We start from the raw sequence: 23,791 nt of genomic DNA on the forward strand, positions 1-23,791 counted from the left end.
ATCCCCGGGTCCTTTCTGCGTCCTGGACCGCCACCCCATTGGACGACACGCACGGCCACCATTGGGGAGAATTAGCAAACCAGGTGCCAGCCGAACTACCCTTACATAAAATAAGTCAGTTGTAGTCCTGTTTCCCCGGACCACAGGGACGCGGGCAATGGTCGGCAAAGAGGAATGTGCATGCGCACTCTCGTTCTGAATGCTGGATATGAGCCACTGGCGGTAGTGACCTTCCGCCGGGCGCTGGTCCTTGTGCTCGCGGGCAAGGCAAGCGTCGTAGCGGAGGGTGAGGAACCGGTGATCGGACCCAACGAGATCCTCGGGCGGCCCTCCGTCATCCTGCTGAACCGGTACGTGAAAATTCCCTACCGCCACACCCTCGTCGCCACCCGGCGCGGCGTCCTGCGGCGCGACAACCACCTGTGCGCCTACTGCGGCAAGGCTGCCGCCACCATTGACCACGTTTTCCCCCGGTCCCGCGGCGGGGACTCCAGCTGGGAGAACCTGGTGGCCTGCTGCCTGCGCTGCAACAACGACAAGGGCGACAAAACCCTCGCCTCGCTCGGGTGGCAGCTCCGGGTGACCCCGCAGCCTCCCCACGGCAACCCCTGGCAGCTTCGCGAAATTGAGAAGCCTGCCCCACAGTGGAGCGCCTTCCTTCGCTCGGAGACCGCCGCTTGAATCTTTCCCCACCCGCGATCTTCAATGCTGTAGTGCTGTCCGGGGGGCGCTCCTCCCGGCTGGGAGGCACACCGAAAGCCCGCCTGGAACTCGACGGGCGGAGCCTGCTCGACCTCACCTGCCTCGCCGTGGCAGACGCACGCCGTGTGGTGGTGGCCGGACCCGAGGAACAGCCGCTGGCCGCTGGAGTGGGTGAGCACAGCGAGAACACCCGTGAATTCGTTCGCGAGTCGCCGCCCTTCGGCGGGCCTGCCGCAGCACTGGCCGCCGCCGTCGACCATCTGGGCGACGACGACGCCCCATGGCTCCTGGTCCTGGCCTGCGACATGCCCCGGGTCCACCAGGCCATTCCTGCCCTGCTGGCAGCAGCGGCCGACGACGCCGACTCCTCGTTCATGGCCCACGACGGCGGGCGGGACCAGCCGCTGGCAGCGCTCTACCGAATGGATTCCCTCCGCGACGCGGTGGCAGCGGTCCACCGGAGCGGCGGTGCCCAGAATCTATCGATGAAGGCACTCCTTGCTAGGGTGCAATGGAGAGCAATCGACGTTCCGCCGGGTAGCACCGCCGACGTCGACACCTGGGCTGACGCCCAATCCCTCGGTGTCTCAGCCACACCGACCTAGACCTCAGGAGCAGCGATGAAAAAACAGGATCAGATCCTCCAGGAGTGGAGCGCCCAACTTATCAAGGCCTTCGAACTGGAAGGGACAACCATCGACATCGATGCCATCCTCTCCCTCGCAGGGGATGCAGCCCATTCGATCGTGCGTCCGGCAGCACCCCTGACCACCTTCATCGCCGGTTACGCTGCAGGCCTTGCGGTGGCCAGCCAGCAGGCCACCGAAGAAGTGGCCATGGAATCGGCCATCGAGGCGGCGCGGCGTCAATGCCCGCCCCTGGAGGAAAGCCCCACAGCGACGGACGCCCCGTGAGCGAATCCCCGACGGCGGCACCAGCAGCAGACGGGGCCGAAGCGCCGGCGACCGCACCGCCGAACCGCCAGAACCTCAGCTGGGAGCAGGCCCGACGGGCCGCTTTCCACGCCGGCAGCCCGCTGGCACACCAGACGGTCCCCCTGTCCGAGGCGCTCGGGCAGACACTGGCGGAACCAGTCACCGCGCTGCAGGCGATCCCGCACTACGCCTCCTCCGCAATGGATGGCTGGGCAGTCAACGGTGCCCCACCCTGGAAACTGGTCAGCCACGCGCCCAAGGAAGAACACCCGTGGCAGCGTCCTTCCCCGCACCGGGACTCCGGGGCGGGCCCATTGGCGCCCGGGGAAGCGACCTTCATCCTTACCGGTGGTGTGGTCCCCGGCGGCGCAACCGGGATCCTGCGCACCGAGCACGGGATGGTGCGCGGCGATGTCCTCGACCGCAACGACTCCGCCCGCCCCGACGAGCCCAGGCCCCAGGAACACATCCGGCCGGCAGGTGAGGAAGCGCCCGAAGGCAGCGTGACCATCCCCGCGAACGTGACGCTGAACCCCGCCCAGATCGCCCTGGCAGCAGTGTGCGGGTACGACACCCTGCCTGTGCTCCGCGCGCCCCGTGTGTCCCTGCTGCTCACCGGCGACGAAGTCATCGAAGCGGGCCTCCCCGAACCGGGACAGGTTCGCGACACCTTCGGCCCGCAACTTCCCGGGCTCGTCCAGCTGATGGGTGGCCACGTGGACACCTCCGGCCGGGCCAGGGACGATCTTGACGACGTCGTCGCTGCCATCAGTGCGGAAGCCCTTGACGAGCTCTCCCTCGCCCGGGCCTCCGGCGACGTGTTGATCACCACCGGCGGGACCGGCAGCTCCTCGGCGGACCACATCCGGCGAGCCCTGGAGACCCTTGAGGCGGAGTTCATCATTGATGGCATAGCAATGCGACCGGGTCACCCGACCCTGCTAGCGCGGCTGCAGGACGGCCGGTTCCTCGTGGGTCTTCCGGGCAACCCCCTGGCCGCGATGATGGCCATGTTCACGGTCGTGGGTCCGCTCCTCGCCGGACTGCGGGGCGCACCGTTCCCCGAAACCGAAGAAACCACCGTGGGGGAGGACTTCGACGAACTCCCCGGCCGCAGCCGACTCGTTCCTTACAAACTGGAGGAGGGCCGGGCGGTGGCTGCCACACATCAGCGTTCGGGCATGCTCCGCGGACTGGCCTCAGCAAGCGGCGTGATGGTGGTACCAGCCGAAGGCTGCGTCGCCGGGGACCGCCTCAAAGCTCTGCGCCTGCCCTGGATCAGCTGACGCACCCGCTCCTGAACACAAGACGCCCCCGTTCCGAGGAACAGGGGCGTCTTTTTATTGAGGTCGTCGAGAAGGTTACGCGATCTTTTCCAGTCGGATGATCACAGACTTGGACGTCGGGGTTCCGCTGACATCGGCGGTCGAATCCAGTGGCACCAGGACGTTGGTCTCCGGGTAATAGGCAGCTGCACAACCCCGGGGCGTCTGATAGGTGACCGCACGGAAGTTCTCCGCCCGGCGCTCCACCCCGTCGGAGAACTGTGACACCAGGTTCACGATCTCGCCGTCGGCAATACCTGCCGCGGCCAGATCATCAGCGTGAACCATGACCACACGTCGTCCGCCATGGATGCCGCGGTAGCGGTCGTCCTTGCCGTAGATGGTGGTGTTGTACTGGTCGTGCGACCGCAGTGTCTGCAGCAACAACCGTCCCTCAGGGATCTTCGGGTACTCCAGCGCGTTGCCCGTGAAGACCGCCTTGCCGGAGGGGGTAGTGAACTTCCGGCCGTCGCGGGGGCCGTTCGGCAGCACAAACCCACCGGTGTCAATCCGGGTGTTGTAGTTCTCGAAGCCCGGAATCACTGCCTCAATGTGGTTGCGGACCACCGAGTAGTCGGCCTGCGCCGCAACCCAGTCGATCTGCGGCGCGTTGTCGCGGAACGGGCTTTGCGGCCGGGCGAACAACCGGTCGCCGAGCTCGCAGACGATCGCGATTTCCGAACGCACGTCCGGTCCCGGGGGACGCAGCCGTCCACGGGAGGCATGCACAGCGCTCATTGAGTCCTCGACTGTCACGCGCTGGTCACCGCTGGCCTGGGTGTCCTTGTCCGTCCGGCCCAGGGCCGGCAGGATCAGGGCGCGGCGGCCGGTGATCAGGTGCGAGCGGTTCATTTTGGTGGACACCTGCACCGTGAGGCGCGTGTTGCGCAGCGCCTTGTCGGTGACGTCGGAGTCCGGGGTGGCGCGCACAAAGTTGCCGCCCATCGCCATGAAGACCTTCGCCTTGCCATCGCGCATCGCCCGGATGGCGGCAACGGTGTCGAAGCCGTGCTTCCTCGGTGAGGCGAAGCTGAAGTGGGAGTCAAGGGCGTCGTGGAAGCCGTCAGGCATCCGCTCGAAGATCCCCATTGTCCGGTCACCCTGAACGTTGGAGTGCCCGCGGACAGGGCAGACGCCCGCGCCCGGCTTGCCGATGTTTCCCTGCAGCAGCAGCACGTTGACGACGTCGCGCAGGGTCTTCACCGAGTGCTTGTGCTGGGTCAGGCCCATCGCCCAGCAGACGACTGTCCCGGGGGAAGCGATCATCCGGTCGCCCACCGAAGTGATCTGCGACTTCGGGATCCCACTTGCTTCGACGATCTCATCCCAGGAGACGTCTCGCAGTTCCTGCAGGTACTCCTCCAGGCCGGTGGTGTGGGCCTTGATGAACTCGTGGTCGAAGACCGTGCCGGTCTTCTCCTCCTGCTCCAGCAGGTACTTGCCGAGGCCCTGGAAGAGGGCCTGGTCCCCGCCGAGGCGGATCTGCAGGAAGTCGTCGGCCAGCTGGGTGCCGCCGCCGAACTTGGTGCCGAGGATGCCGGAGATCTTTTGCGGGTTTTCGAACCGCAGCAGCCCTGCCTCGGGCAGCGGGTTGATCGCGACGATCTGGCCGCCGTTCTTCTTCGCCTTCTCCAGCGACGTCAGCATCCGGGGGTGGTTGGTACCCGGGTTCTGGCCGGCCACCAGAATCAGCGGCGCCTTGTCAACGTCCTCCAGGGATACCGTTCCCTTGCCGATCCCGATGGTCTGGGTCAGCGCCGAGCCGGAGGACTCGTGGCACATGTTGGAGCAGTCCGGGAGGTTGTTGGTGCCGATCCCGCGGACCATCAGCTGGTACAGGAACGCCGCCTCATTGGAGGTTCGCCCCGAGGTGTAAAACACCGCCTCGTCCGGGCTGTCGAGTGCTGCCAGTTCCTCGACGATGATGTCGTACGCCATGTCCCAGGTGACCGGGCGGTAATGGGTGCCGCCCTCGTCCAGAAGCATTGGGTGGGTGATGCGGCCCTGCTGACCCAGCCAGTACTCGTCGCGCTCGTTGAGTTCGGCGACCGAGTGCTTCTCGAAGAACGACGGCGTCACGATCCGGCGGGTCGCCTCTTCAGCAACGGCCTTCGCGCCGTTTTCGCAGAATTCGGCCGTGTGTCGTTTGTCACCTTCGGGCCAGGCGCAGCCCATGCAGTCGAAACCCTTGACCTGGTTGACTGCCAGCAGCGTCTGCGCGCTACGCACTGGACCCATCTGATCCAGCGAAATTTTCAGGGAGTTCAGGACAGCAGGAAGACCTACTGCTTGCCTCTTGGGCTTACCGACCTTAATCTCGGCTTCGTTGATTCCATCTTTCGGCGCTCGAGTCGCCATAGCCATCACATCCTCGTGTCAGAAGTCCACTAGTCTCATCCTAGGACAATGGCAGGAGTAGAAATTGAAAAAGCGCGTCAGTCAGCGCCGCCAGATCACCCGATTCCGTCTCGGCGCTACAGAAAATGGCACCAGCAGGCGCGAGGACGTGCTCGCCGGTGAGGAACCCCTGGAGATCAGATTGGGGTCAAAGTCCTTCTCTGTGACCATGCGCACACCCGGTGACGACTTTGACCTGGTAGCCGGGTTCCTGGTGTCCGAAGGCATCGTTTGGGAGAGCGGTCAGTTGATCAGCCTGCGGTATTGCGCGGGGGTCGACGACGCCGGACAGCAGACGTTCAACGTGGTCGAATCCCAGCTCCGGCCCGACGTGGTCCTCCCGGACACCACGATGGAACGCCACGTTTACACCTCCAGTTCCTGCGGGATCTGCGGGACCGCGTCGATCGATGCAGTGCGTAAGTCATCGCGCTTCGACGTCCACGACGACGACGCCCAGGTCGCCCTGCCGGCCCTCGCCGCCCTGCCCGACCGGCTGCGCGAATCGCAGAAACTCTTTGACAGCACCGGTGGCGTGCACGCTGCGGGTCTGTTCACCCGTGAGGGCGAATTGTTATGCCTTCGTGAGGACGTAGGACGACACAACGCCGTCGACAAGGTGGTGGGCTGGGCACTGCGGGAAGGAATGCTGCCGCTGAAGGGCACCATCCTGCAGGTGTCCGGCCGCGCGTCGTTCGAGCTGGTGCAGAAAGCACAGCTCGCGGGGATCCCTGTCCTCTCGGCTGTCAGCGCGCCGTCGTCGTTGGCTGCCGATCTGGCTGAGGAAACCGGGATCACGCTGGTCGGCTTCAGCCGCGGCACCTCGCTGAACTGCTACACCCACCCGCAGCGGATCGCCGCCTAGGGTCCACCGACCTACCCGCCACAGGAGCTGCTCATGGAACTTGGTATCTACAGCTTCGGGGACATCCACCCCAACCCGGTGACGGGGGAGCGGGTCTCGCCGCAGCAGCGCATGACCGATCTGTTGGAGCGGGCGCGGCTCGCGGACCAGGTGGGCCTGGACTACTTTGGCATCGGTGAGCATCACCGGCCGGACTACGCCGTGTCATCGGTGGTGCCCGTGCTCGCCGCCGCCGCAGCGCAGACGTCCACCATCCGGGTCGGGTCTGCCGTCACCGTGTTGAGCACCGAGGACCCAGTCCGGGTCTACCAGCAGTTCGCCACCCTCGACCTGCTCTCCGGGGGCAGGGCGGAGCTCACCGCCGGCCGGGGGTCCTTCATCGAGTCGTACCCATTGTTCGGTGCGGCCCTCGGGGACTACGAGGAGTTGTACGAGGAAAAGATCCGGCTACTGCTGCAGCTCGACGATGCTGAACGCATCACCTGGCGGGGCAAGTTCAGGCCAGCGCTGGACGACGCCCTGATCCTCCCGCGTCCAGTATCCGGCCACCTGGACATCTGGATCGCGACCGGCGGTACCCCGGCGTCGTCGGTGCGGGCAGCACGGCTGGGCACACCGGTCATCTACGCGCTGCTGGGCGGGGCGGTCGGGAACTTCGCCCAGCACGCCCAGCTGTACCGTGAGACGGCTGCCCAGGCCGGGCATGACCCGTCGACGCTGAAGGTGGGGCTGAGCGGCGTCGGGCTAGTGCTGCGGAAGGACGCCCGAGCCACCTTCAAGCCGTATTGGCTGGACACGATGAAACGGATCTCCTCGGAGCGGGGCTTCCCAATGCCGAGTGACGTCACCTACAACATGCAGGCCGCGCGCTCCGGCGCGATCTTCGTGGGGAACGCCGAGGAAGTGGCGGAAAAGATCGTCCTCGCCCACTCCCAGATGGGCCATGACCGGCACATCCTGCAGCTCGACTGGTCCTCAGTGCCGCAGGCACAGGTCCTGGAGTCGATCGAGCTGCTCGGCACCGAGGTGCTGCCCCTGGTCCGCCGCGAACTGGGCTAGGCGGGGATGCGCTCGCCGGCCTCCACCGGGACACTCACCCGGTTTCCTTCCACCGGCATAGGGCAGGTGCCAAAGGGCGTGAAGGCGCTCGGGTAGTTCAGCGAACGGTTGAAGTCGAGGGTGACCTGACCCTCGGGCGCCACCCGGCCGGTGACGAGGAACCGCCACCCAGCGGTTGAGCGGCCGTTCGTCTCGTCGTGGAACGCCACTTTCAGGGACCCATCTGGCTGCTGCTCGGCTCGCAGCGTATGCGTGGTGCCGCCGAGGGTGAACGACACGGTTCCGGTCGCGTGAACCACATCGTCGACGTCGGGGTGCGCCGTCCGGATCGGGACGGCATCCGGCGTCGGGTAGGCGGTGTAGGAACCTTCGACCACGGCGGACGGGTCATAGGCGTAAGCGGGAACGCCGTCGAACCCGGTCAGGGTGGGCGCCGAGTTGTCACGGGTGCGCACCACGTACCGGTTGCCGCGGACGGCGAGCTCGACGACCGTGTCGCGGAAGCGCACCCAGTTCTCAGAGCCGCCGTCGGACAGGGACAGCGTGATCGTCCCGACGACAGGGTCGCCGGTGCTCACCAGCGTCAGGGAGTCCGACGCGCGGGCAGTGAGCGTGGCGGCCCCCGGCCCGGCGTCGGGGATGCTGGCACTCCACAGGCCGGGCACCAGTTCCAGCGCCGTAGGCTCAGCCGGCAACCACTGCAGGGAGGTCAGTGTCAGCCAGCCGTGCCCGACGGCGAGGGAGGCGTCCCGGCGCTCGCGGAAGCGGCGCCACTGCCCAACCTCGGAGAGCTGGGCGTCGTTGGGCTGGGTCATGGTTGGTCTCCTTGGATCAGAACGCTGGTTCCCGTGGATCAGAGCGAGGTGAGGTGGATCAGGAAAAGTGCCACGGGCTCCCTGGGCGCCCGGGTCAGAACGGGTGAAGGAGGCGTTGGACGAACCGTTGGGTGCGCTCCTGCCGGGGATTGCGCAGCACTGTGTCGGGGTGGCCGCATTCCACCACCACGCCGCCGTCCATAAATACCACCTCGTCAGCGACCTCGCGAGCGAAGGCGAGCTCATGGGTGACGATCATCATGGTCCATTGTTCATCGGCGAGTTCCTTGATCACGCCCAGAACCTCGCCGACCAGTTCGGGGTCGAGCGCGGAGGTGGGCTCATCAAAGAGCAGCAGCGCGGGCTTCAGGGCGAGCGCTCGCACGATTCCTACCCGCTGCTGCTGGCCGCCGGACAGCTCGAACGGGTACTGGTCCTTCTTGTCCGCCAGGCCCACCCGGGCGAGCAGTGACTCGGCGTCCCTGATGGCATCAGCGCGGCGCATCTTCTTCACCTGGATGGGGCCCTCGATGACATTCTCGAGGACTGTCATATGCGGGAAGAGGTTGTAGTGCTGAAAGACCATCGCGCTCTGGTCGCGCAGGTCCGAGAGGTCCTTTGCCCTGACTTTGCCGCCGAAATCCACTGTGGGTCCGCCGGCGACCGACACGATTCCGCCGTCGGGGGTTTCGAGCCCGTTGAGGCATCGCAACACGGTGGTCTTACCCGAGCCCGAGGGGCCGATCAGGGCCGTCACCTGACCGGGCCGGATGGAAAGGTCAATCGATTTCAGCACGACGTTCTCGCCGAAGGCCTTGCTGAGGCCGGTCACGGTCAGCAGGTTGCCGTCTTGACCGGCGGCTGCCGGGGTGGGCTCAATGTGCGACATAGCGATCCAACCTTTTCTCCAGATAGGACTGCCCGCTGGAAAGCACGAAACAGAACACCCAGTAGACCAGGGCGGCCTCCAGGTACAACATCATGAACTGCTGGCTGAACGCCGCGATTTCCTGGGCCTGCCGGAACATCTCGGTCACCAGGATCAGGGACGCGAGCGAGGTGTCCTTGACCAGGCTGATGAACGTGTTGGAAAGCGGCGGGACGGACACCCGGGCAGCCTGCGGCAGGATAATGCGGCGCAAAGTCCGGGTGCGGGACATCCCGATGGTGTGCCCTGCCTCCCACTGGCCCTTGGGAACCGACAGGATGGCTGCCCGAATGATCTCCGCCGCATAGCCCGCCACGTTCAGGGAGAAGGCAATGATGGCGCTCGGCCACGGGTCGATCACCAGTCCGATCGAGGGCAGGCCGTAGAAGATCACGAACAGCTGCACCAGCAGGGGGGTACCCCTGATGATTGACACGTACACCCGTGCCGCTCCCGACGCCAGCCGGTTCCGGCTCAACCTCATCAGCGCAATCAGGAGCGCCAGGAGCAGACCGAGAACAAACGACGCCAGGGACAGCGGGATGGTTCCGGTCAGGCCGCCCAGGGCCAGGGGCCACAGTGATTCCCAGAACAGTGTCCAGTCGATGGTGTTCCTCCGTGTACCTAGCGGGTGCTATTCGGTGACGTCGGAGCCGAAGTACTTCTCCGAGATCTCGGCAAGCGTACCGTCTGCACGCAGGCTGGCGAGCGCCTCGTTGACCGCGGCGATCAGGTCGTCGCTGCCCTTGACGAAGGTGAAGGCGCTGAGCGACTCTTCATCGGTCTCCGCGGCAATCTTGATCGCATCGGTGGGGTTGGTCTGCTGGTAGTCCAGGTAGGTCAGCGTGTCGTTGATCGTGGCGTCGACCCGTCCCTGCTCCAGCAGGGTCACTGACTGCGCCCAGCCTTCGACAGCCTCGATCTCCGCGCCGCTTTCCTGGGCCAGCGCATGCCAGTTGCTGGTCAGCGACTGGGCGGTGGTCTTGCCCTGAAGGTCCTCGAAGGAGGTGATATCGGTGTTGTCTGCGGTGGTCACAATGACACCGGTGCTGACCGTGTAGGGATCGGAGAAGTCGTAGTTCTCGAGACGCTCATCGGTGATGGACACTTGGTTCGCGATGACATCGAACCGCCCTGCGTCAAGTCCGGCGAAGATCGCGTCCCACTGGGTTTCCTCGAACTCGGCTTCCACACCGAGTTCCTCGGCGACGGCGGTGATGACCTCGACGTCGAACCCGGTCAGGTCGCCAGCGCCTCCCTCGTGGAAGCTGAAGGGGCGGTAGGTCCCCTCGGTGCCGACGGTGATGACCCCTGCATCCTGGATTTCCTGCAGGCTGGTGGGTCCCGCGGAGGCGCTGCTGTCAGCTGGCTCTCCGGTCGACGCGCCGCCGCCGCAGGCCGCCAGGCCCAGGGTGAGAGCGGTGGCTGCGCCAAGGATTGAAAGACGACGGGTCAACATTTTGCGGGTCCTTAATAACTGGGGATGGTTCAGGGGTCTCCTGCCGTTGTACAGGGCAGGGTTATGTGGCACAACGTGCGGAGCCACATAGTGCAACAAAGCCGACAGCGAAAATAGTTCCGGGCGCCCGTGTGATCCGCCCAACTCGCCCATTGGCGGGGGCTGGGCGGGCATAAGCTGAGGACCTGAGCAATGGAGGCAGTACATGAGTATGGAAGGCGCGGCCTGGAACTCCCTTTACCGGATTTCCACCGCCAAGGACAGCAACAACAAGTTCTCCAAGGAGACGCTGAAGCGGATCCTGAGGTTTGCTGTGCCGTACCGGACCAAACTGATCTTCTTCATCGCGCTATCGGTGGTGTCCGCGTTCCTCGCGGTCGCGACGCCGGTCCTCGCCGGCCAGGTGGTCAACGAGATCATCGCCGGTACGGGGCTTGAGACAGTCATCTGGCTCGCCGTCGTCATCGCGCTCGTAGCGGTTGCCGACGCCGGGGTGTCCATGGCGACCCGCTGGTTCTCCTCGAAGATCGGCGAGGGAGTCATCCTGGACCTGCGCACCACCGTCTTCGACCACGTGCAGAAAATGCCGATCGCCTTCTTCACCCGCACCCGGACAGGCGCGCTGGTGAGCAGGCTCAACAACGATGTGATCGGCGCGCAGCAGGCCTTCAGCGGGACCCTCTCCGGGGTGGTCAGCAACATCGTGGCGCTCGCTCTGACCCTCGTGGTCATGCTGACGACATCGGTTCTGGTCACCGTGCTGGCCGTCATCATGCTGCCGATCTTCCTGCTGCCCGCCCGCCGGATGGGCAACCGCCTCGCCGCCCTGCGCCGCGAGGCAGCCGACCACAACTCGGCGATGAGTACGCAGATGACCGAACGCTTCTCTGCTCCCGGCGCCACGCTGGTCAAACTGTTCGGCCGCCCGGACGAGGAATCGCGGGAATTTGCTGTCCGCGCCGCCCGGGTCCGCGACATTGGCGTCCGAATGGCGATGCTCCAGTGGGTCTTCGTCACCGCGCTGATGCTGGTCTCCGCGCTCGCCCTCGCCCTGGTGTACGGTCTCGGCGGTGCACTGGCCCTGGGCGGTGCACTGAACACGGGCGAGGTGGTCACGCTCGCGTTGCTCCTCACCCGCCTTTACGCGCCCCTGACCAACCTGGCGAACGCCCGGGTGGAAATCATGAGCGCACTGGTCAGCTTCGAGCGTGTCTTCGAGGTTCTCGACCTGGATCCTCTGATCAAGGAGAAGCCCAACGCAGGCAGCATCCCCGACGGTCCGGTGTCAGTTGAATTCGACGATGTCCGGTTCGCCTACCCCTCGGCGGACAAGGTTTCCCTCGCCTCGCTGGAGGAGGTCGCCATCCTGGATACCCGGGGCGGCGAGGAGGTGCTGCACGGGGTGTCCTTCCGGGTGGAACCGGGGCAGACCATCGCCCTGGTGGGAACGTCAGGCGCCGGAAAATCGACCATCGCCCAGCTGCTGGCTCGGTTGTACGACGTCGACAGCGGTGCGGTCCGGCTCGCCGGGACCGATGTGCGGGACGTGACCTTCGAATCCCTCCGGCACACCATGGGCATGGTCACGCAGGACGGCCACCTTTTCCACGAAACCATCAAATCGAACCTGTTACTGGCGCGGCCCGAGGCGACCACCGAGGAGCTGTGGGACGCCGTCCGGAGGGCGCGGCTCGAACCGCTGCTGCGGTCACTGCCCGACCAACTGGACACCATGGTGGGGGAGCGCGGCTACCGGCTCTCCGGTGGCGAGCGTCAGCGGATGACCATTGCCCGCCTGCTGCTCGCCCAGCCGCGGGTGGTCATCCTGGACGAGGCGACGGCGGCCCTGGACTCCACCTCGGAGGCCGCGGTCCAGGCGGCACTGACGGAGGCCCTGGAGGGGAGGACCGCCATCGTGATCGCCCACCGGCTGTCCACCATCCGCACAGCCGACCAGATCCTGGTCATCGAGGACGGTCAGATCGCCGAGCGGGGCACCCACGACGAACTACTGGAACTCAGTGGCAGGTACGCCGAGCTGCACCGCACCCAGTTCGCCGTCAGCAAGAACGTCGCCACCGGCCTTTAGAGCCAGTTCACGGTGAGGCAACTTCCGAAGGGGGTCGGGGCACCTAGAGGGTTTTGGCGACCCGGGCGCGCGGTTCCGGGATATGCAGCAGCGGCAGGGCGGCGTTGACCATCGGGCCGATGAGGAGGGCGAAGGCTACCGTGCCCGCGCCGACTGTCCCGCCGAGCAGCCACCCGATGGTCAGGACTGTCAGTTCAATCACCGTCCGGACCTTCCAGATCTTCCAGCCCCACTTCCGGTGAATGCCGGTCATCAGCCCGTCGCGCGGGCCAGGACCCATCCGCGCCCCGATGTACAGGCCCGTCGCCACGGCCAGGAGAGTCAGGCCCCCGGCGAAGAGGAGGATCTGTGCCCACAGCTCGGTGGGCATGGGCAGGACCGCCAACCCCACCTCGGCGCTGGGTCCCACGAGCAAGACGTTGAGCACAGTCCCGATCCCGGGCTTCTGCCGGATCGGGATCCACAGCAGCAGGACCATAAGGCCAATCATGTTGGTGGCGACCCCGAACGGCAGACCGGTTTGCAGGGCCGTGCCTTGGCCCAGGACGTCCCACGGCGACACACCGATCCCAGCCTGGATCATCATGGCGATGGCGAAGCCATAGCAGAACAGGCCAATCAGCAGTTGGGGCACGCGTCGGACGAAGAGATGGGTCATAGTGCAAGTCAATACCGATATTGGCCTTCTCACAAGGCGCCAATTTGCCTAAACTGGTCTGATGCAGGTGATCTCGGCTACTAAATTGGACTCTCTCCTGACGGGGTGGCGGAATGGGTCATCGGCCTACACGGCGTTGGCTGACCGCATTCGGTTGCTGATCCTCGACGGCCGCGTCCCCGTGGGCGCACGGCTCCCCGCTGAACGGGACCTCGCGGTCCGGCTCATGGTCAGCAGGACCACCGTGTCATCGACCTACGCACGGTTGCGGGAGTCCGGTTACCTGAGCAGCATCAGGGGATCGGGCAGCGTCGCCCAATTGCCCGGGTCGCAGGGTGCTCCCGCCGAGTCCAGCGCCGGTGGGCTGCTCGACTTCAGCAAGGCAGCGATGCCAGCCTCGCCTCTGCTCGCCGGGGCCGCCATGCAGGCCGCGGTGGAACTGCAGCAGTACCTGGGCGGCGCTGGATACGATCCGGTCGGCCTTCCCCAGCTGCGTGCTGCGGTCGCCGCCCGCTACCGAAGTCGCGGCCTGCCGACCGGTCCCGAACAGATCCTGGTCACGCTGGGCGCCCAGCACGCGATAGCCCTGCTGACCCGCCACCTGATGGACCGCAGTGACAGCGCCATTGTGGAATCGCCGAGCTACCCTCATGCCTATGAGGCAATCCGGGCAGCGGGTCGACGGCTGGTGCCGGTCAACGTCACCACGGAGGAGGGCTGGGACGACGACGCCCTGCAGCAGGCGTTCCGGCGAACCAGTCCCGCCATCGCCTACCTGATGCCGGATTTCCACAACCCGACGGGACGGGTCATGGGGGAGGACCAGCGTCGGCGGGTGCTCGCCGCGGCGGAGCGCCAGGGGACTGTGGTAATTGCCGATGAGACCATGGCGGAACTCGCGATCGACTCCCTTGACCTCCCGCTTCCCCTCGCTGCCTATGGGCCCGCGGTGCTGATCGGATCGCTGGGCAAGACCATCTGGGGTGGGCTGCGGATCGGCTGGATCAGAGCCGAGACGCCGCTGATCGACCAGCTCGTTCGTGCGCGCGCAGCCTCCGACCTGGGCACTCCCATCCTTGAACAGCTCATCGCCGCGGAGCTGCTGGGCAGCTACGACCAGATTCTCGCGGAGCGGCGGAACCAGCTCCGGGCCGGCCGGGACCACCTGGTCGCCGCTCTCCGTGACAGGATCCCCGCCTGGTCGGTGCCGTCCGCCGCCGGCGGCCTCTCGCTGTGGGCGAATCTGGGGCGCAGCGTCAGTTCGCAGCTCACCCTGGCGGCCCGGCAGGAGGGGCTGCTGATTGCGGCGGGTCCACGGTTCGGGATTGACGGTGCGTTCGAGCGCTTCCTGCGCCTGCCCTTCAGCTACTCGATCGAGGACACCGACCGTGCGGTGGGGATGCTCCAGCGTGCCTGGGACCTGGTGGGGCAGGGGCGCCTGGCTCCTGACCCGGGTCTACTGGCCGACGTCGTATAGCCGGAACCGTCGAAGGGTGGACTAGCTGTCCTGGGTCACCAGGGGTACCGGGGGCGGCTGGGTCACCCGGGTCAGGTGGGTGTCCAGCGTCAGATCCTTGGCCGGTCCGCTGACCCGCCAGGTATACCGCCAGCGATCGTGATCCAGCAGGACGAATGACCCCAGGTAGTGGTCGGGCGCGCACGGGTGCGCTGGTGTGTCCCGGCCATCGGTCAGGTCAAGGACGTGGAAGAAGCGGCCGTCGGCGAAGAACACCTCAGCCGCCGCAGCGGACCTGGTTGCCCGCCAGAGCAACTCGCGGGTGGCTTTCGTGGGAAGTGCACCGGCCCAGGCGAGCGAGCCGCACTCGCGGTGTCGGAGGGCGTCGTCGTCGTCCGCGAAGGTGGCGATGCCGGTGAAAACGCCTGTCAGTCCTGAGGTGTGGTCCTGCAGCGTCCGTTCCACCGACCAGGTCCCGCGGAGGTGATCGAGGAGGGTAGTGGCGGCGCCGAGCCGGAACGGCTCACATTCATTCATCTGGAACCCGTCGTGCGATGGTGCCCCTGGCCGGAATCGAACCGACGACCTTCCCTTTAGGAGAGGGACGCTCTATCCTACTGAGCTACAGAGGCGGGTACAGCGGTACCAGCTTACCTGCTTTCGGCAGTCAACCCAGCCGGTCCGACCGGTCGCACGGGAACCTTGCCGCGGACCGTGGCCGGGAGCAGCACGGCCAGCAGGCCACCGACGCAGGAGAGTCCCAGCAGGACCCAACGGGCCACCGTGAGCGCGGAGGCCAGCGCCACCTGGCCGTCGTCGGGAGCCGAGCCGGCGAGAAGAGCGTCGACCGCGACGTTCTCCCAGAGGTCCACCGCCGCGAACAGGAGTGGCGGCAGCCAGAGCAGCCACCTGAGCCAGCGACGGTCCACGTTCAGCTGGATCAGCAACAGCCAGGCGATACCGAAGATCAACGGGAAAAGGGTGCCCGCGGTCTTGTGCAGGTAGCTGAGCTGGCCGAGAGCGTCCTCATCCATGGCAGCCCGCAGATCAGCGATGTGCGCGGCGCCGTAGCCGCCGAACATCATGTCGGGCATGGTCAACCCGTTGGCGAGCTGGCTCATCTGGCCCAGCGCAAGCAGGTGATAGTACCCAAACAGGAGCACCGCCGTGGCAGCCGCGGCAATGAGCAGCATGTTTCCATTGCTGCGGGGCGCGGTGGACGGGGCGGGTGCCGATGCCGCGTCGGGAATCCCGGCAGCGGCTGCTCCATGTTTCCGGGCGATCTGGGCGCGGGTTTTTGACATGTCTCGATTATCCCTCGCATAGGACGTGCGCGATGTCACACGGAGAACTGGGGATCATCTGTGAAGCACGTTACGTTTTGATGTCATTTTGGCATATATGCCCTCTGTGATTGCAAACACACTACCGTTTGCGGTTGTTTTATGAGATGGCAATTAACCAAGCACTACCTATGACCAGCGTCTCGGATGAAATCGGCTGGCTCGCTGCTGTCGAGGATGCGATCGATTCGGTCTTCGCGCCCGTGACCCAAGTGTTCTCCAGCATCGTGTTCTTCCCCATCACGATTGGGGACGTCAGCTTTCCCGTAGTTGTCGCGTGGCTGATCGCTGCCGGCATCATCTTCACGATCTACTTCGGATTCGTCCAGTTTCGGCACATCAAGGTGTCGTACGAAGTGGTCAGGGGTCGGTACTCCTCCAAGGATGACCCCGGGGAAGTGCCCCACTTCCAGGCACTGACCTCGGCCCTGTCCGGAACGGTAGGGCTTGGCAATATTGCCGGTGTGGGTGCAGCGATGGCGCTCGGCGGGCCGGGCGCCACCTTCTGGATGATCCTTGCCGGCCTGTTGGGTATGGCCACCAAATTCGCCGAATGTACCCTCGGGGTGAAATATCGCGAGGTGCATGCCGATGGCACCGTCAGCGGCGGGCCGTTCAAGTATCTGCCGATCGCCTTCGAGAAGTTCGGCCGGCTGCCAGCGAAGGTCCTGACCGGGATCTTCGCCGTCGCAATCCTCATCTTTGGTGTGGCTGGCGGCAACATGTTTCAGGCCAACCAGACTTTCGCCCAGGTGCAGAATGTCACCGGCGGAGACGACGGCTTCCTCGGAAGCGCCGGCGCTGCCCTGATTTTCGGCCTCGTTCTGGCCGCCCTCGTCGGCGCCGTCATCCTCGGCGGCATCAAGTCGATCGGTGCCACCACCAGCCGCCTGGTCCCTGCCATGGCGGCCGTCTACATCACTGCCTGCCTCTTCGTGATCATTGTCAACATCGGCAACGTTCCTGCCGCGTTCGGTTCAATCATTGAGGGTGCTTTCGCTCCCGCCGGGATGGCCGGTGGCTTCATCGGCGTCATGATCGTCGGGTTCCAGCGTGCAGCATTCTCCAACGAGGCAGGACTTGGCTCCGCAGCAATTGCCCATTCGGCTGTCAAGACCCGGCGTCCCGTCAGTGAAGGCTTCGTGGCGATGTTCGAGCCGTTCATCGACACCGTGGTCATCTGCACAATGACAGCCCTCACGATTGTCATTGCCAGCGCTCCGAGCCTGCAGGCAGGAATCGATCAGGTCCAGGGCGGCGGCGACGCGCCCGACGGCGTCATCCTCACCTCCGATGCGTTCGCAACTGTCATCTCCTGGTTCCCGATCGTGCTGGCCATCGCTGTGGCGCTCTTCGCGTTCTCCACCCTGATCACCTGGTCGTACTACGGGCTGAAGGCCTGGGAGTACCTCTTCGGCCGCAGCAAGGTGTCCGAGATCATCTACAAGTGCGTATTCCTCTTCTTCACCGTTGTGGGTACCGTCCTGACCTTCGGCCAGGTGCTGAACTTCGCCGACGCGGCACTGTTCGTTTGCGCATTCGTGAACCTGCTCGGCGTCTACATGCTGCTGCCGGTCATCAAGCGCGAGATGAAGGCCTACCTGGCCGATCGCAAGAGCGGAACGCTGCTGCAGCTCGGTATCGACGCTGACGATATTGAAGATGCCAAGCCCTAGGTAGCGCTTCAAGCCAGCCCCACCACCAAGCGGACAGCGCCCGCCGGTTCACCCGAACCGGCGGGCGCTGTGCGTTGCGGGCACCCGGCCACACCTGTTTCGTCAGAGGCAGCAACTAGACTTGATGGCACCATGGATATGCTTTTCGACCCACACCTCGGTTCATCACCCGCAAGCTCAGGGAAGCGGTCGACGTCGTCGGCCCGGCCCGGCCCTGCCGGACCCGAGTCTGCGGATACGCCGCGCCCCGCGGGCGGACGCCGGGACGACGCCCGGGCGCAGGAACTGCTGGTAGGCCTGAACCCGCAGCAGGAAGAGGCAGTCCGGCACAGTGGGTCCCCCCTGCTGATCGTGGCGGGCGCCGGCTCCGGCAAGACCCGCGTCCTCAGCCACCGGATCGCTTACCTGATGGCAATGGGACGTGCGCACCACGGTGCAATCCTGGCCATCACCTTCACCAACAAGGCCGCAGCCGAGATGCGTGAACGCATCGAAGCTCTGGTGGGGGATGTCGCGAAGCGGATGTGGATCTCCACCTTCCACTCCTCCTGTGTGCGGATCCTGCGACGCGAGGCCGCATCGGTGGGGCTGAACTCCAACTTCTCCATCTACGACTCGGCTGACACGCTCCGGTTGATCACCCTGGTGGCGAAGGGGCTGGACCTGGACCCCAAGCGGTTCACCCCCAAGTCCATCCAGCACAAGATCTCAGCGCTGAAGAATGAACTGATCGACGAGGAAAGCTACGCCAGCTCCGCCAACTACTCGGACCCGTTCGAGCAGGCGGTCGCCGAGGTCTACAAGGGCTACGCCCAGCGGATGCGCCAGGCCAACGCGATGGACTTCGATGACCTGATTGCCCAGACCGTCTACATGTTCAGGGCCTTCCCCGGGGTGGCCGACTACTACCGCCGCCGGTTCCGGCACGTGCTGGTGGACGAATACCAGGACACCAACCACGCCCAGTACGCCCTGGTCCGCGAGATCGTCGGGATCACCCAGGACCCCGCTGACGGTGCCGAGCTGATCCCGAACGCCGAACTGACCGTGGTCGGCGACTCCGACCAGTCCATCTACGCGTTCCGCGGCGCCGATGTCCGGAACATCGTCGAGTTTGAAAACGACTACCCCAACGCGCGCACCATCCTGCTGGAGCAGAACTACCGGTCCACGCAGACCATCCTCAGCGCCGCCAACGCTGTCATCTCCCGCAACCCTGACCGGCCGGACAAGAAGCTGTGGACTGCCGAGGGTGACGGCGAGCCGATCGTCGGGTACGTCGGGGAGAACGAGCACGAGGAAGCCCGCTTCATCGCCGAGGAGATCGACCGCCTCCAGGACGAGGAGGATTTGCGTCCCGGCGACGTCGCGATCTTCTACCGGACCAACGCGCAGTCCCGATCCATCGAGGAAATCCTGATGCGGGTCGGCCTGCCCTACAAGGTGGTGGGCGGCACCCGGTTCTACGAGCGCAAGGAAATCAAGGACGCCCTCGCCTACCTGAGGGTGCTGGTAAACCAGGACGACGTCGTCAACCTCCGCCGGATCCTCAACGAACCCAAGCGGGGGATCGGAGACCGCGCCGAGTACGCCGTCGCGGCGCTCGCCGAACGGGAGCGGATGTCCTTTATGGCGGCCCTCCGCCGGGCGGACGACGCCCCCGGGCTGGCCACCCGGTCGCTGAACGCCGTCAATGGTTTCGTGAAGTTGATCGACGACCTCGCCGAAGTGGCCGACGGGTCGGGCGCGTCGGCGGCGCTCGAGGCGGTGCTGGAGCAGACCGGTTACCTGGCGCAGCTCAGGTTGAGCAACGACCCGCAGGACGAGTCACGGGTGGAGAACCTCGCCGAGCTGGTCGCAGTGGTGCGTGAATACGAGCAGGAGAACCCCGAGGGGACGCTCGGTGACTTCCTCGAACAGGTCTCTTTGGTAGCGGACGCCGACCAGATCCCCGATGCCCCGGAGGGTTCGGCAGCCGAAGTGGAGCAGGCCGTGGCGGAGGCGAAGCGCCTGGGCGTGGTCACCCTGATGACCCTGCACACCGCCAAGGGGCTCGAATTCCCTGTGGTGTTCCTGACCGGCATGGAGCAGGGAATATTCCCGCACCAGCGCTCTGCCACCGATCCGAAGGAGCTCGCCGAGGAACGCCGGCTCGCCTACGTCGGGTTGACCCGGGCTCGGAAGCGGCTGTACATCACCCGCTCCGAGGTGCGCAGCATGTGGGGTCAGAGCCAGTACAACCCGGCGTCGCAGTTCGTCGGCGAGGTGCCCAGCGAGCTCATCACCTGGAAGCGTGAGGGCGCCTCGGGGCCGATGTGGGCTGGCGGAGGCGCGATCGGTGGGGGCAACAAGTTCAGCGGGTCCTACTGGGGCGCCGGTGCCGGCGGCGACGACAGCGGTCGGGGCCTGCCCACCCGCTCGGCGACCGTCGTCGGGCGCGTCCAGCCACAGAAGGAGGTCCTCGCCGTCGCGGTGGGGGACAAGGTCAACCACACCAGCTTCGGCAACGGGACCATCCTGGCCGTCGAGGGAGCGGGGGACAAGACGGTGGCGAAGGTGTCGTTCGACGTCGGTGAGAAACGCCTGCTGCTGAGGTACGCACCGCTCACGAAGACCGGGTAGTTCCTTAGCTCATCGCCTTACTTTTCTACAAACCATAGAAGTGTGCCCTTGGTCACTAAACCGGTAGTCTGTGAAAGGCGCCGAACGCCAAGGGACTAAAGTTCCCTGTGTAAACCTACTTCGACGTAGAAGGACACTGGCCTGTGGATCTGTTCGAATATCAGGCGCGCGATCTTTTTGAGGCACACGGAGTACCCGTGCTCGCCGGCATCGTGGCGCACACCCCCGAGGAAGCAAAGGCGGCAGCCGAGAAGATTGGCGGCGTTGTCGTCGTCAAGGCTCAAGTCAAAGTTGGAGGCCGCGGGAAGGCGGGCGGCGTCAAAGTCGCCAAGACCCCCGACGAGGCATTCAAGTACGCCTCGGACATCCTGGGCATGGACATCAAGGGTCACACCGTCCACAAGGTGATGATCGCGCAGGGCGCTGACATCGCTGAGGAGTACTACTTCTCGGTACTGCTGGACCGGTCCAACCGCAACTACCTGGCTATGTGCTCGGTGGAAGGCGGCGTGGAGATCGAGCAGCTGGCCGTGGAGCGCCCCGAGGCGCTGGCACGCATTGCCGTTGACCCCGCTGTGGGTATCGACCAGGCGAAGGCCAAGGAAATCGTCGAGACGGCGGGGTTTGCCCCCGAGCTGCACGACGGCGTCGTCAACGCGATCATCAAGCTGTGGGACGTCTTCGTCTCCGAAGACGCCACCCTCGTTGAGGTCAACCCGCTGGTGAAGACCGGAGCCGGTGACATCATCGCCCTCGACGGCAAGGTCACCATCGACGAGAACGCAGCGTTCCGTCAGCCCGGCCACGCCGAGCTTGAGGATCAGGACTCCACCGATCCCCTCGAAGCCAAGGCCAAGGAAAACGACCTCAACTACGTCAAGCTCGACGGTGAAGTCGGAATCATCGGCAACGGCGCAGGCCTGGTCATGTCGACGCTCGACGTCGTCGCCTATGCAGGCGAAGCCCACGGCAACGTGCGTCCCGCCAACTTCCTTGACATCGGCGGTGGAGCATCAGCGGCCGTCATGGCTGCAGGGCTCGACGTCATCCTCAACGACCCTCAGGTCAAGAGCGTGTTCGTCAACGTCTTCGGCGGCATCACCGCGTGCGACGCGGTTGCCAACGGCATCGTTGAAGCCCTGAAGATCCTGGGCGACAAGGAAAACAAGCCACTGGTAGTGCGTCTCGACGGCAACAACGTCGAAGAAGGCCGCCGCATCCTCGCCGAGGCGAACCACCCAATGGTCACCCTCGCCGACACCATGGATGAAGGCGCCGACAAGGCCGCCGAACTGGCTTACGCCGCCCGCTGATCGAGCCTGCACTTCCCGGCTCACGTGCTGCCGGGTCCAAAGGATTAAGGAATAACGTATGTCAATTTTTCTCAACAAAGACTCCAAGGTCATTGTGCAGGGCATCACCGGCGGCGAAGGCACCAAGCACACCGCTTTGATGCTCGCCGCTGGCACCCAGGTGGTCGGTGGGGTTAACGCCCGCAAGGCCGGTACCACGGTCACCCACGGCGACGTCACCCTGCCGGTATTCGGCAAGGTCAGCGAAGCCATGACAGAAACCGGCGCCGACGTGTCGATCGTCTTCGTTCCACCGGCCTTCACCAAGGACGCGGTCATCGAGGCCATCGAGGCCGGCATCGGCCTCGTCGTCATCATCACCGAGGGCGTCCCCGTGCAGGACTCGGCCGAGTTCTGGGCGCTTGCCCAGTCCAAACTCGACGCCGATGGCAACCAGGTCACGCGGATCATCGGCCCCAACTGCCCCGGCATCATCACGCCGGGCGAGTCGCTGGTCGGGATCACCCCTGCCAACATCACCGGCAAGGGCGGCGTGGGCCTCGTGTCCAAGTCCGGCACCCTGACCTACCAGATGATGTTCGAGCTGCGCGACCTGGGCTTCTCGACCGCCATTGGCATCGGTGGCGACCCCATCGTCGGAACCACCCACATCGACGCACTTGCTGCGTTCGAGGCGGACCCCGAAACCAAGGCCATCGTGATGATCGGCGAAATCGGCGGCGACGCCGAAGAGCGTGCCGCCGAGTTCATCAAGGCCAACGTCACCAAGCCGGTTGTCGGCTACGTGGCAGGCTTCACCGCACCCGAGGGCAAGACCATGGGCCACGCCGGCGCCATTGTGTCGGGCTCAGCGGGTACGGCACAGGCCAAGAAGGAAGCCCTCGAGGCTGCAGGCGTCAAGGTCGGCAAGACGCCGTCCGAGACCGCCAAACTCCTCCGTGAGGTCTACGCAGGACTGTAGCTCTCCTTGGGAGGCCCCGGCAGCTGGATTCGTCCAGCGGTCGGGGCCTTTTCTGTCAGGCGACCGCGCTAGGCTAACTAGTTCACCCACCACACCAGTTTGAGGAGTACGCATGCGCGCCACCATCATCCACGGCCCCGGCGACATCAAGGTTGAGGACCGCGACTACCCCACGATCAAACTTCCCACCGACGCCGTTGTGAAGGTCACTGCCTCCTGTGTCTGCGGATCGGACCTCTGGCCCTACCGGGGTATCAGCAAGAACCGTGGCACCCGGGCGATCGGGCACGAGTTTGTCGGCGTCGTCGAGGACATCGGCTCCGAGGTGACGGAGCTGGCCGTCGGCGACTTCGTCATCGCCCCCTTCGTCGACAGCTGCGGCAAGTGCCCGCAGTGCCTCAACGGAGTGACAGTGGCCTGCGACCACCTCACCTCCTGGGGCGGTGACGACGAAAACGGTCATTATGTCGAGGGCGCGCAGGGCGAAGCCGTCCGCGTACCCCAGGCGGAGGGCACTCTCCGTAGGGTCGACGGGGTTACCGACCCGGACAAGGAGCTGACCGCCAGCCTCCTCACTCTCTCCGACGTCATGTCCACCGGGCACCACGCGGCCGTCAGCGCCCAGGTGGGGCCGGGCCGCACCGTGGTGGTGGTGGGCGACGGAGCCGTCGGGCTATGCGGTGTCCTCGCGGCGAAGCGCCTCGGCGCGGAACGCATCATCGCTATGTCCCGGCACGAGGACCGGCAGGCACTGGCCCGCGAGTTCGGTGCCACCGATATCGTCGCCGAGCGCGGTGACGCCGGCGTCGAGAAGGTCCGCGAACTGCTCGGGGGAGTGCTCGCCGATTCGGTGCTGGAGTGCGTCGGTACCAAGGAGTCGATGGAGCAGGCCCTCGCCAGCACCCGGCCCGGCGGCAACCTCGGGTTTGTAGGTGTTCCCGCGGGCGGTGCCGAGCTCCCGATCGGGCTGCTGTTCTCCAAGAACATCACGGTCGGCGGCGGCATGGCCCCGGCCCACACCTACATTCCGGAACTGCTGGCTGACGTCCTCGCCGGAAACATCAACCCCGGCAAGGTGTTCGATGTCGAGATGCCCCTCGAGGACGCCGCCGAGGCGTACAGGGCCATGGACGAGCGGCGCGCCATCAAGGTGCTTCTCAAGCCGTAGGGCTCTCGACCGCCACAAAC

At 65.5% G+C, this 23,791-nt stretch carries 21 protein-coding genes and 1 tRNA gene; 13 read left to right on the forward strand and 9 right to left on the reverse strand.

What is annotated here, in order from left to right; genetic code table 11:
* The first annotated feature begins 180 nt into the window (after positions 1-180).
* Genes HMI57_RS14405 through HMI57_RS14420 form a run of 4 tightly spaced genes read left to right on the forward strand, consistent with a single transcriptional unit; the run spans position 181 to position 2,923 of the window.
* Positions 181-681: an HNH endonuclease gene (locus HMI57_RS14405; protein WP_171586692.1), complete on the forward strand. Its 501-nt coding sequence runs from the start codon at positions 181-183 to the stop codon at positions 679-681.
* Positions 678-1,307: an NTP transferase domain-containing protein gene (locus HMI57_RS14410; RefSeq protein WP_216607514.1), complete on the forward strand. Its 630-nt coding sequence runs from the start codon at positions 678-680 to the stop codon at positions 1,305-1,307. The genes HMI57_RS14405 and HMI57_RS14410 overlap by 4 nt, the downstream gene beginning before the upstream one ends.
* 15 nt (positions 1,308-1,322) lie before the next feature.
* Entirely contained in the window at positions 1,323-1,616 is a 294-nt protein-coding gene (locus tag HMI57_RS14415) for a DUF6457 domain-containing protein (RefSeq protein ID WP_171586693.1), read from the forward strand.
* On the forward strand, positions 1,613-2,923 hold the full coding sequence (locus HMI57_RS14420; RefSeq protein WP_346655223.1) for a molybdopterin molybdotransferase MoeA: 1,311 nt from the start codon (positions 1,613-1,615) through the stop codon (positions 2,921-2,923). The genes HMI57_RS14415 and HMI57_RS14420 overlap by 4 nt, the downstream gene beginning before the upstream one ends.
* A gap of 75 nt (positions 2,924-2,998) precedes the next feature.
* Here HMI57_RS14420 and HMI57_RS14425 read toward each other — a convergent pair whose 3' ends face one another.
* Positions 2,999-5,320, reverse strand: coding sequence for an FdhF/YdeP family oxidoreductase (locus HMI57_RS14425; protein WP_171586695.1), 2,322 nt, complete (start codon positions 5,318-5,320; stop codon positions 2,999-3,001).
* 64 nt (positions 5,321-5,384) lie between these two features.
* On the opposite strand from HMI57_RS14425, the gene fdhD reads away from it, so the two are divergent.
* Positions 5,385-6,224: a formate dehydrogenase accessory sulfurtransferase FdhD gene (fdhD, locus tag HMI57_RS14430; protein ID WP_171586696.1), complete on the forward strand. Its 840-nt coding sequence runs from the start codon at positions 5,385-5,387 to the stop codon at positions 6,222-6,224.
* A gap of 33 nt (positions 6,225-6,257) precedes the next feature.
* A complete protein-coding gene (locus HMI57_RS14435; protein ID WP_171586697.1) occupies positions 6,258-7,283 on the forward strand; it encodes an LLM class flavin-dependent oxidoreductase in 1,026 nt (341 codons plus the stop codon).
* Here HMI57_RS14435 and HMI57_RS14440 read toward each other — a convergent pair.
* From HMI57_RS14440 to HMI57_RS14455, 4 genes are all read right to left on the reverse strand, one after another.
* Positions 7,280-8,098: a DUF1684 domain-containing protein gene (locus HMI57_RS14440; protein WP_171586698.1), complete on the reverse strand. Its 819-nt coding sequence runs from the start codon at positions 8,096-8,098 to the stop codon at positions 7,280-7,282. The two genes, HMI57_RS14435 and HMI57_RS14440, sit on opposite strands and share 4 nt — an antisense overlap.
* A 94-nt stretch (positions 8,099-8,192) precedes the next feature.
* Positions 8,193-8,987, reverse strand: coding sequence for an amino acid ABC transporter ATP-binding protein (locus tag HMI57_RS14445; protein ID WP_276568921.1), 795 nt, complete (start codon positions 8,985-8,987; stop codon positions 8,193-8,195).
* Positions 8,974-9,633: an ABC transporter permease subunit gene (locus HMI57_RS14450; protein WP_171586744.1), complete on the reverse strand. Its 660-nt coding sequence runs from the start codon at positions 9,631-9,633 to the stop codon at positions 8,974-8,976. The genes HMI57_RS14445 and HMI57_RS14450 overlap by 14 nt, the downstream gene beginning before the upstream one ends.
* A 27-nt stretch (positions 9,634-9,660) precedes the next feature.
* A complete protein-coding gene (locus HMI57_RS14455) occupies positions 9,661-10,485 on the reverse strand; it encodes an amino acid ABC transporter substrate-binding protein (RefSeq protein ID WP_171586699.1) in 825 nt (274 codons plus the stop codon).
* A gap of 205 nt (positions 10,486-10,690) precedes the next feature.
* Here HMI57_RS14455 and HMI57_RS14460 point away from each other — a divergent pair, with 205 nt between their 5' ends.
* Complete coding sequence (locus HMI57_RS14460) at positions 10,691-12,574, forward strand: ABC transporter ATP-binding protein (RefSeq protein ID WP_171586700.1); 1,884 nt, start codon at positions 10,691-10,693, stop codon at positions 12,572-12,574.
* A 43-nt stretch (positions 12,575-12,617) separates the two neighbouring features.
* Here HMI57_RS14460 and HMI57_RS14465 read toward each other — a convergent pair whose 3' ends face one another.
* Positions 12,618-13,232 (reverse strand): hypothetical protein, encoded by a 615-nt coding sequence (locus tag HMI57_RS14465; protein ID WP_171586701.1) that lies wholly within the window; start codon positions 13,230-13,232, stop codon positions 12,618-12,620.
* Positions 13,233-13,317: 85 nt separating this feature from the next.
* Between HMI57_RS14465 and HMI57_RS14470 the strand changes: the two genes are divergently transcribed.
* On the forward strand, positions 13,318-14,709 hold the full coding sequence (locus tag HMI57_RS14470; protein ID WP_228721129.1) for a PLP-dependent aminotransferase family protein: 1,392 nt from the start codon (positions 13,318-13,320) through the stop codon (positions 14,707-14,709).
* Between the two features lie 21 nt (positions 14,710-14,730).
* Here the strand turns inward: HMI57_RS14470 and HMI57_RS14475 are convergent, their stop codons facing one another.
* From HMI57_RS14475 to HMI57_RS14485, 3 genes are all read right to left on the reverse strand, one after another.
* Positions 14,731-15,225: a DUF6314 family protein gene (locus tag HMI57_RS14475; RefSeq protein WP_171586703.1), complete on the reverse strand. Its 495-nt coding sequence runs from the start codon at positions 15,223-15,225 to the stop codon at positions 14,731-14,733.
* An 18-nt stretch (positions 15,226-15,243) separates the two neighbouring features.
* Positions 15,244-15,320 (reverse strand) — tRNA-Arg (locus HMI57_RS14480).
* A gap of 18 nt (positions 15,321-15,338) precedes the next feature.
* Positions 15,339-15,992, reverse strand: a complete 654-nt coding sequence (locus HMI57_RS14485; RefSeq protein WP_171586704.1) for a hypothetical protein — start codon at positions 15,990-15,992, stop codon at positions 15,339-15,341.
* Between the two features lie 170 nt (positions 15,993-16,162).
* Here HMI57_RS14485 and HMI57_RS14490 point away from each other — a divergent pair, with 170 nt between their 5' ends.
* From HMI57_RS14490 to HMI57_RS14510, 5 genes are all read left to right on the forward strand, one after another.
* Complete coding sequence (locus HMI57_RS14490) at positions 16,163-17,707, forward strand: alanine/glycine:cation symporter family protein (protein WP_228721130.1); 1,545 nt, start codon at positions 16,163-16,165, stop codon at positions 17,705-17,707.
* A 138-nt stretch (positions 17,708-17,845) separates the two neighbouring features.
* Complete coding sequence (pcrA, locus tag HMI57_RS14495) at positions 17,846-20,329, forward strand: DNA helicase PcrA (protein WP_171586746.1); 2,484 nt, start codon at positions 17,846-17,848, stop codon at positions 20,327-20,329.
* A 143-nt stretch (positions 20,330-20,472) separates the two neighbouring features.
* On the forward strand, positions 20,473-21,642 hold the full coding sequence (gene sucC / locus HMI57_RS14500) for an ADP-forming succinate--CoA ligase subunit beta (RefSeq protein WP_171586706.1): 1,170 nt from the start codon (positions 20,473-20,475) through the stop codon (positions 21,640-21,642).
* Positions 21,643-21,700: 58 nt separating this feature from the next.
* Positions 21,701-22,603, forward strand: coding sequence for a succinate--CoA ligase subunit alpha (gene sucD, locus HMI57_RS14505; RefSeq protein WP_171586707.1), 903 nt, complete (start codon positions 21,701-21,703; stop codon positions 22,601-22,603).
* 112 nt (positions 22,604-22,715) lie between these two features.
* Positions 22,716-23,771 (forward strand): zinc-dependent alcohol dehydrogenase family protein, encoded by a 1,056-nt coding sequence (locus HMI57_RS14510; RefSeq protein WP_171586708.1) that lies wholly within the window; start codon positions 22,716-22,718, stop codon positions 23,769-23,771.
* Positions 23,772-23,791: the final 20 nt, after the last annotated feature.

The organism is Arthrobacter sp. 260 (assembly GCF_013116745.1).
Lineage (GTDB): Bacteria > Actinomycetota > Actinomycetes > Actinomycetales > Micrococcaceae > Arthrobacter_D.

What these genes read in the sequence shown, in the direction of transcription:
- HMI57_RS14465 (WP_171586701.1), bottom strand. Translation starts at nt 13,232, where the DNA reads ATGACCCATCTCTTCGTCCGACGCGTGCCCCAACTGCTGATTGGCCTG.
- HMI57_RS14460 (WP_171586700.1), top strand. Translation starts at nt 10,691, where the DNA reads ATGAGTATGGAAGGCGCGGCCTGGAACTCCCTTTACCGGATTTCCACC.
- HMI57_RS14490 (WP_228721130.1), top strand. Translation starts at nt 16,163, where the DNA reads ATGACCAGCGTCTCGGATGAAATCGGCTGGCTCGCTGCTGTCGAGGAT.
- HMI57_RS14455 (WP_171586699.1), bottom strand. Translation starts at nt 10,485, where the DNA reads ATGTTGACCCGTCGTCTTTCAATCCTTGGCGCAGCCACCGCTCTCACC.
- HMI57_RS14445 (WP_276568921.1), bottom strand. Translation starts at nt 8,987, where the DNA reads ATGTCGCACATTGAGCCCACCCCGGCAGCCGCCGGTCAAGACGGCAAC.
- pcrA (WP_171586746.1), top strand. Translation starts at nt 17,846, where the DNA reads ATGCTTTTCGACCCACACCTCGGTTCATCACCCGCAAGCTCAGGGAAG.
- HMI57_RS14415 (WP_171586693.1), top strand. Translation starts at nt 1,323, where the DNA reads ATGAAAAAACAGGATCAGATCCTCCAGGAGTGGAGCGCCCAACTTATC.
- HMI57_RS14485 (WP_171586704.1), bottom strand. Translation starts at nt 15,992, where the DNA reads ATGTCAAAAACCCGCGCCCAGATCGCCCGGAAACATGGAGCAGCCGCT.
- HMI57_RS14435 (WP_171586697.1), top strand. Translation starts at nt 6,258, where the DNA reads ATGGAACTTGGTATCTACAGCTTCGGGGACATCCACCCCAACCCGGTG.
- sucD (WP_171586707.1), top strand. Translation starts at nt 21,701, where the DNA reads ATGTCAATTTTTCTCAACAAAGACTCCAAGGTCATTGTGCAGGGCATC.
- HMI57_RS14425 (WP_171586695.1), bottom strand. Translation starts at nt 5,320, where the DNA reads ATGGCGACTCGAGCGCCGAAAGATGGAATCAACGAAGCCGAGATTAAG.
- HMI57_RS14510 (WP_171586708.1), top strand. Translation starts at nt 22,716, where the DNA reads ATGCGCGCCACCATCATCCACGGCCCCGGCGACATCAAGGTTGAGGAC.
- HMI57_RS14440 (WP_171586698.1), bottom strand. Translation starts at nt 8,098, where the DNA reads ATGACCCAGCCCAACGACGCCCAGCTCTCCGAGGTTGGGCAGTGGCGC.
- HMI57_RS14475 (WP_171586703.1), bottom strand. Translation starts at nt 15,225, where the DNA reads ATGAATGAATGTGAGCCGTTCCGGCTCGGCGCCGCCACTACCCTCCTC.
- HMI57_RS14405 (WP_171586692.1), top strand. Translation starts at nt 181, where the DNA reads ATGCGCACTCTCGTTCTGAATGCTGGATATGAGCCACTGGCGGTAGTG.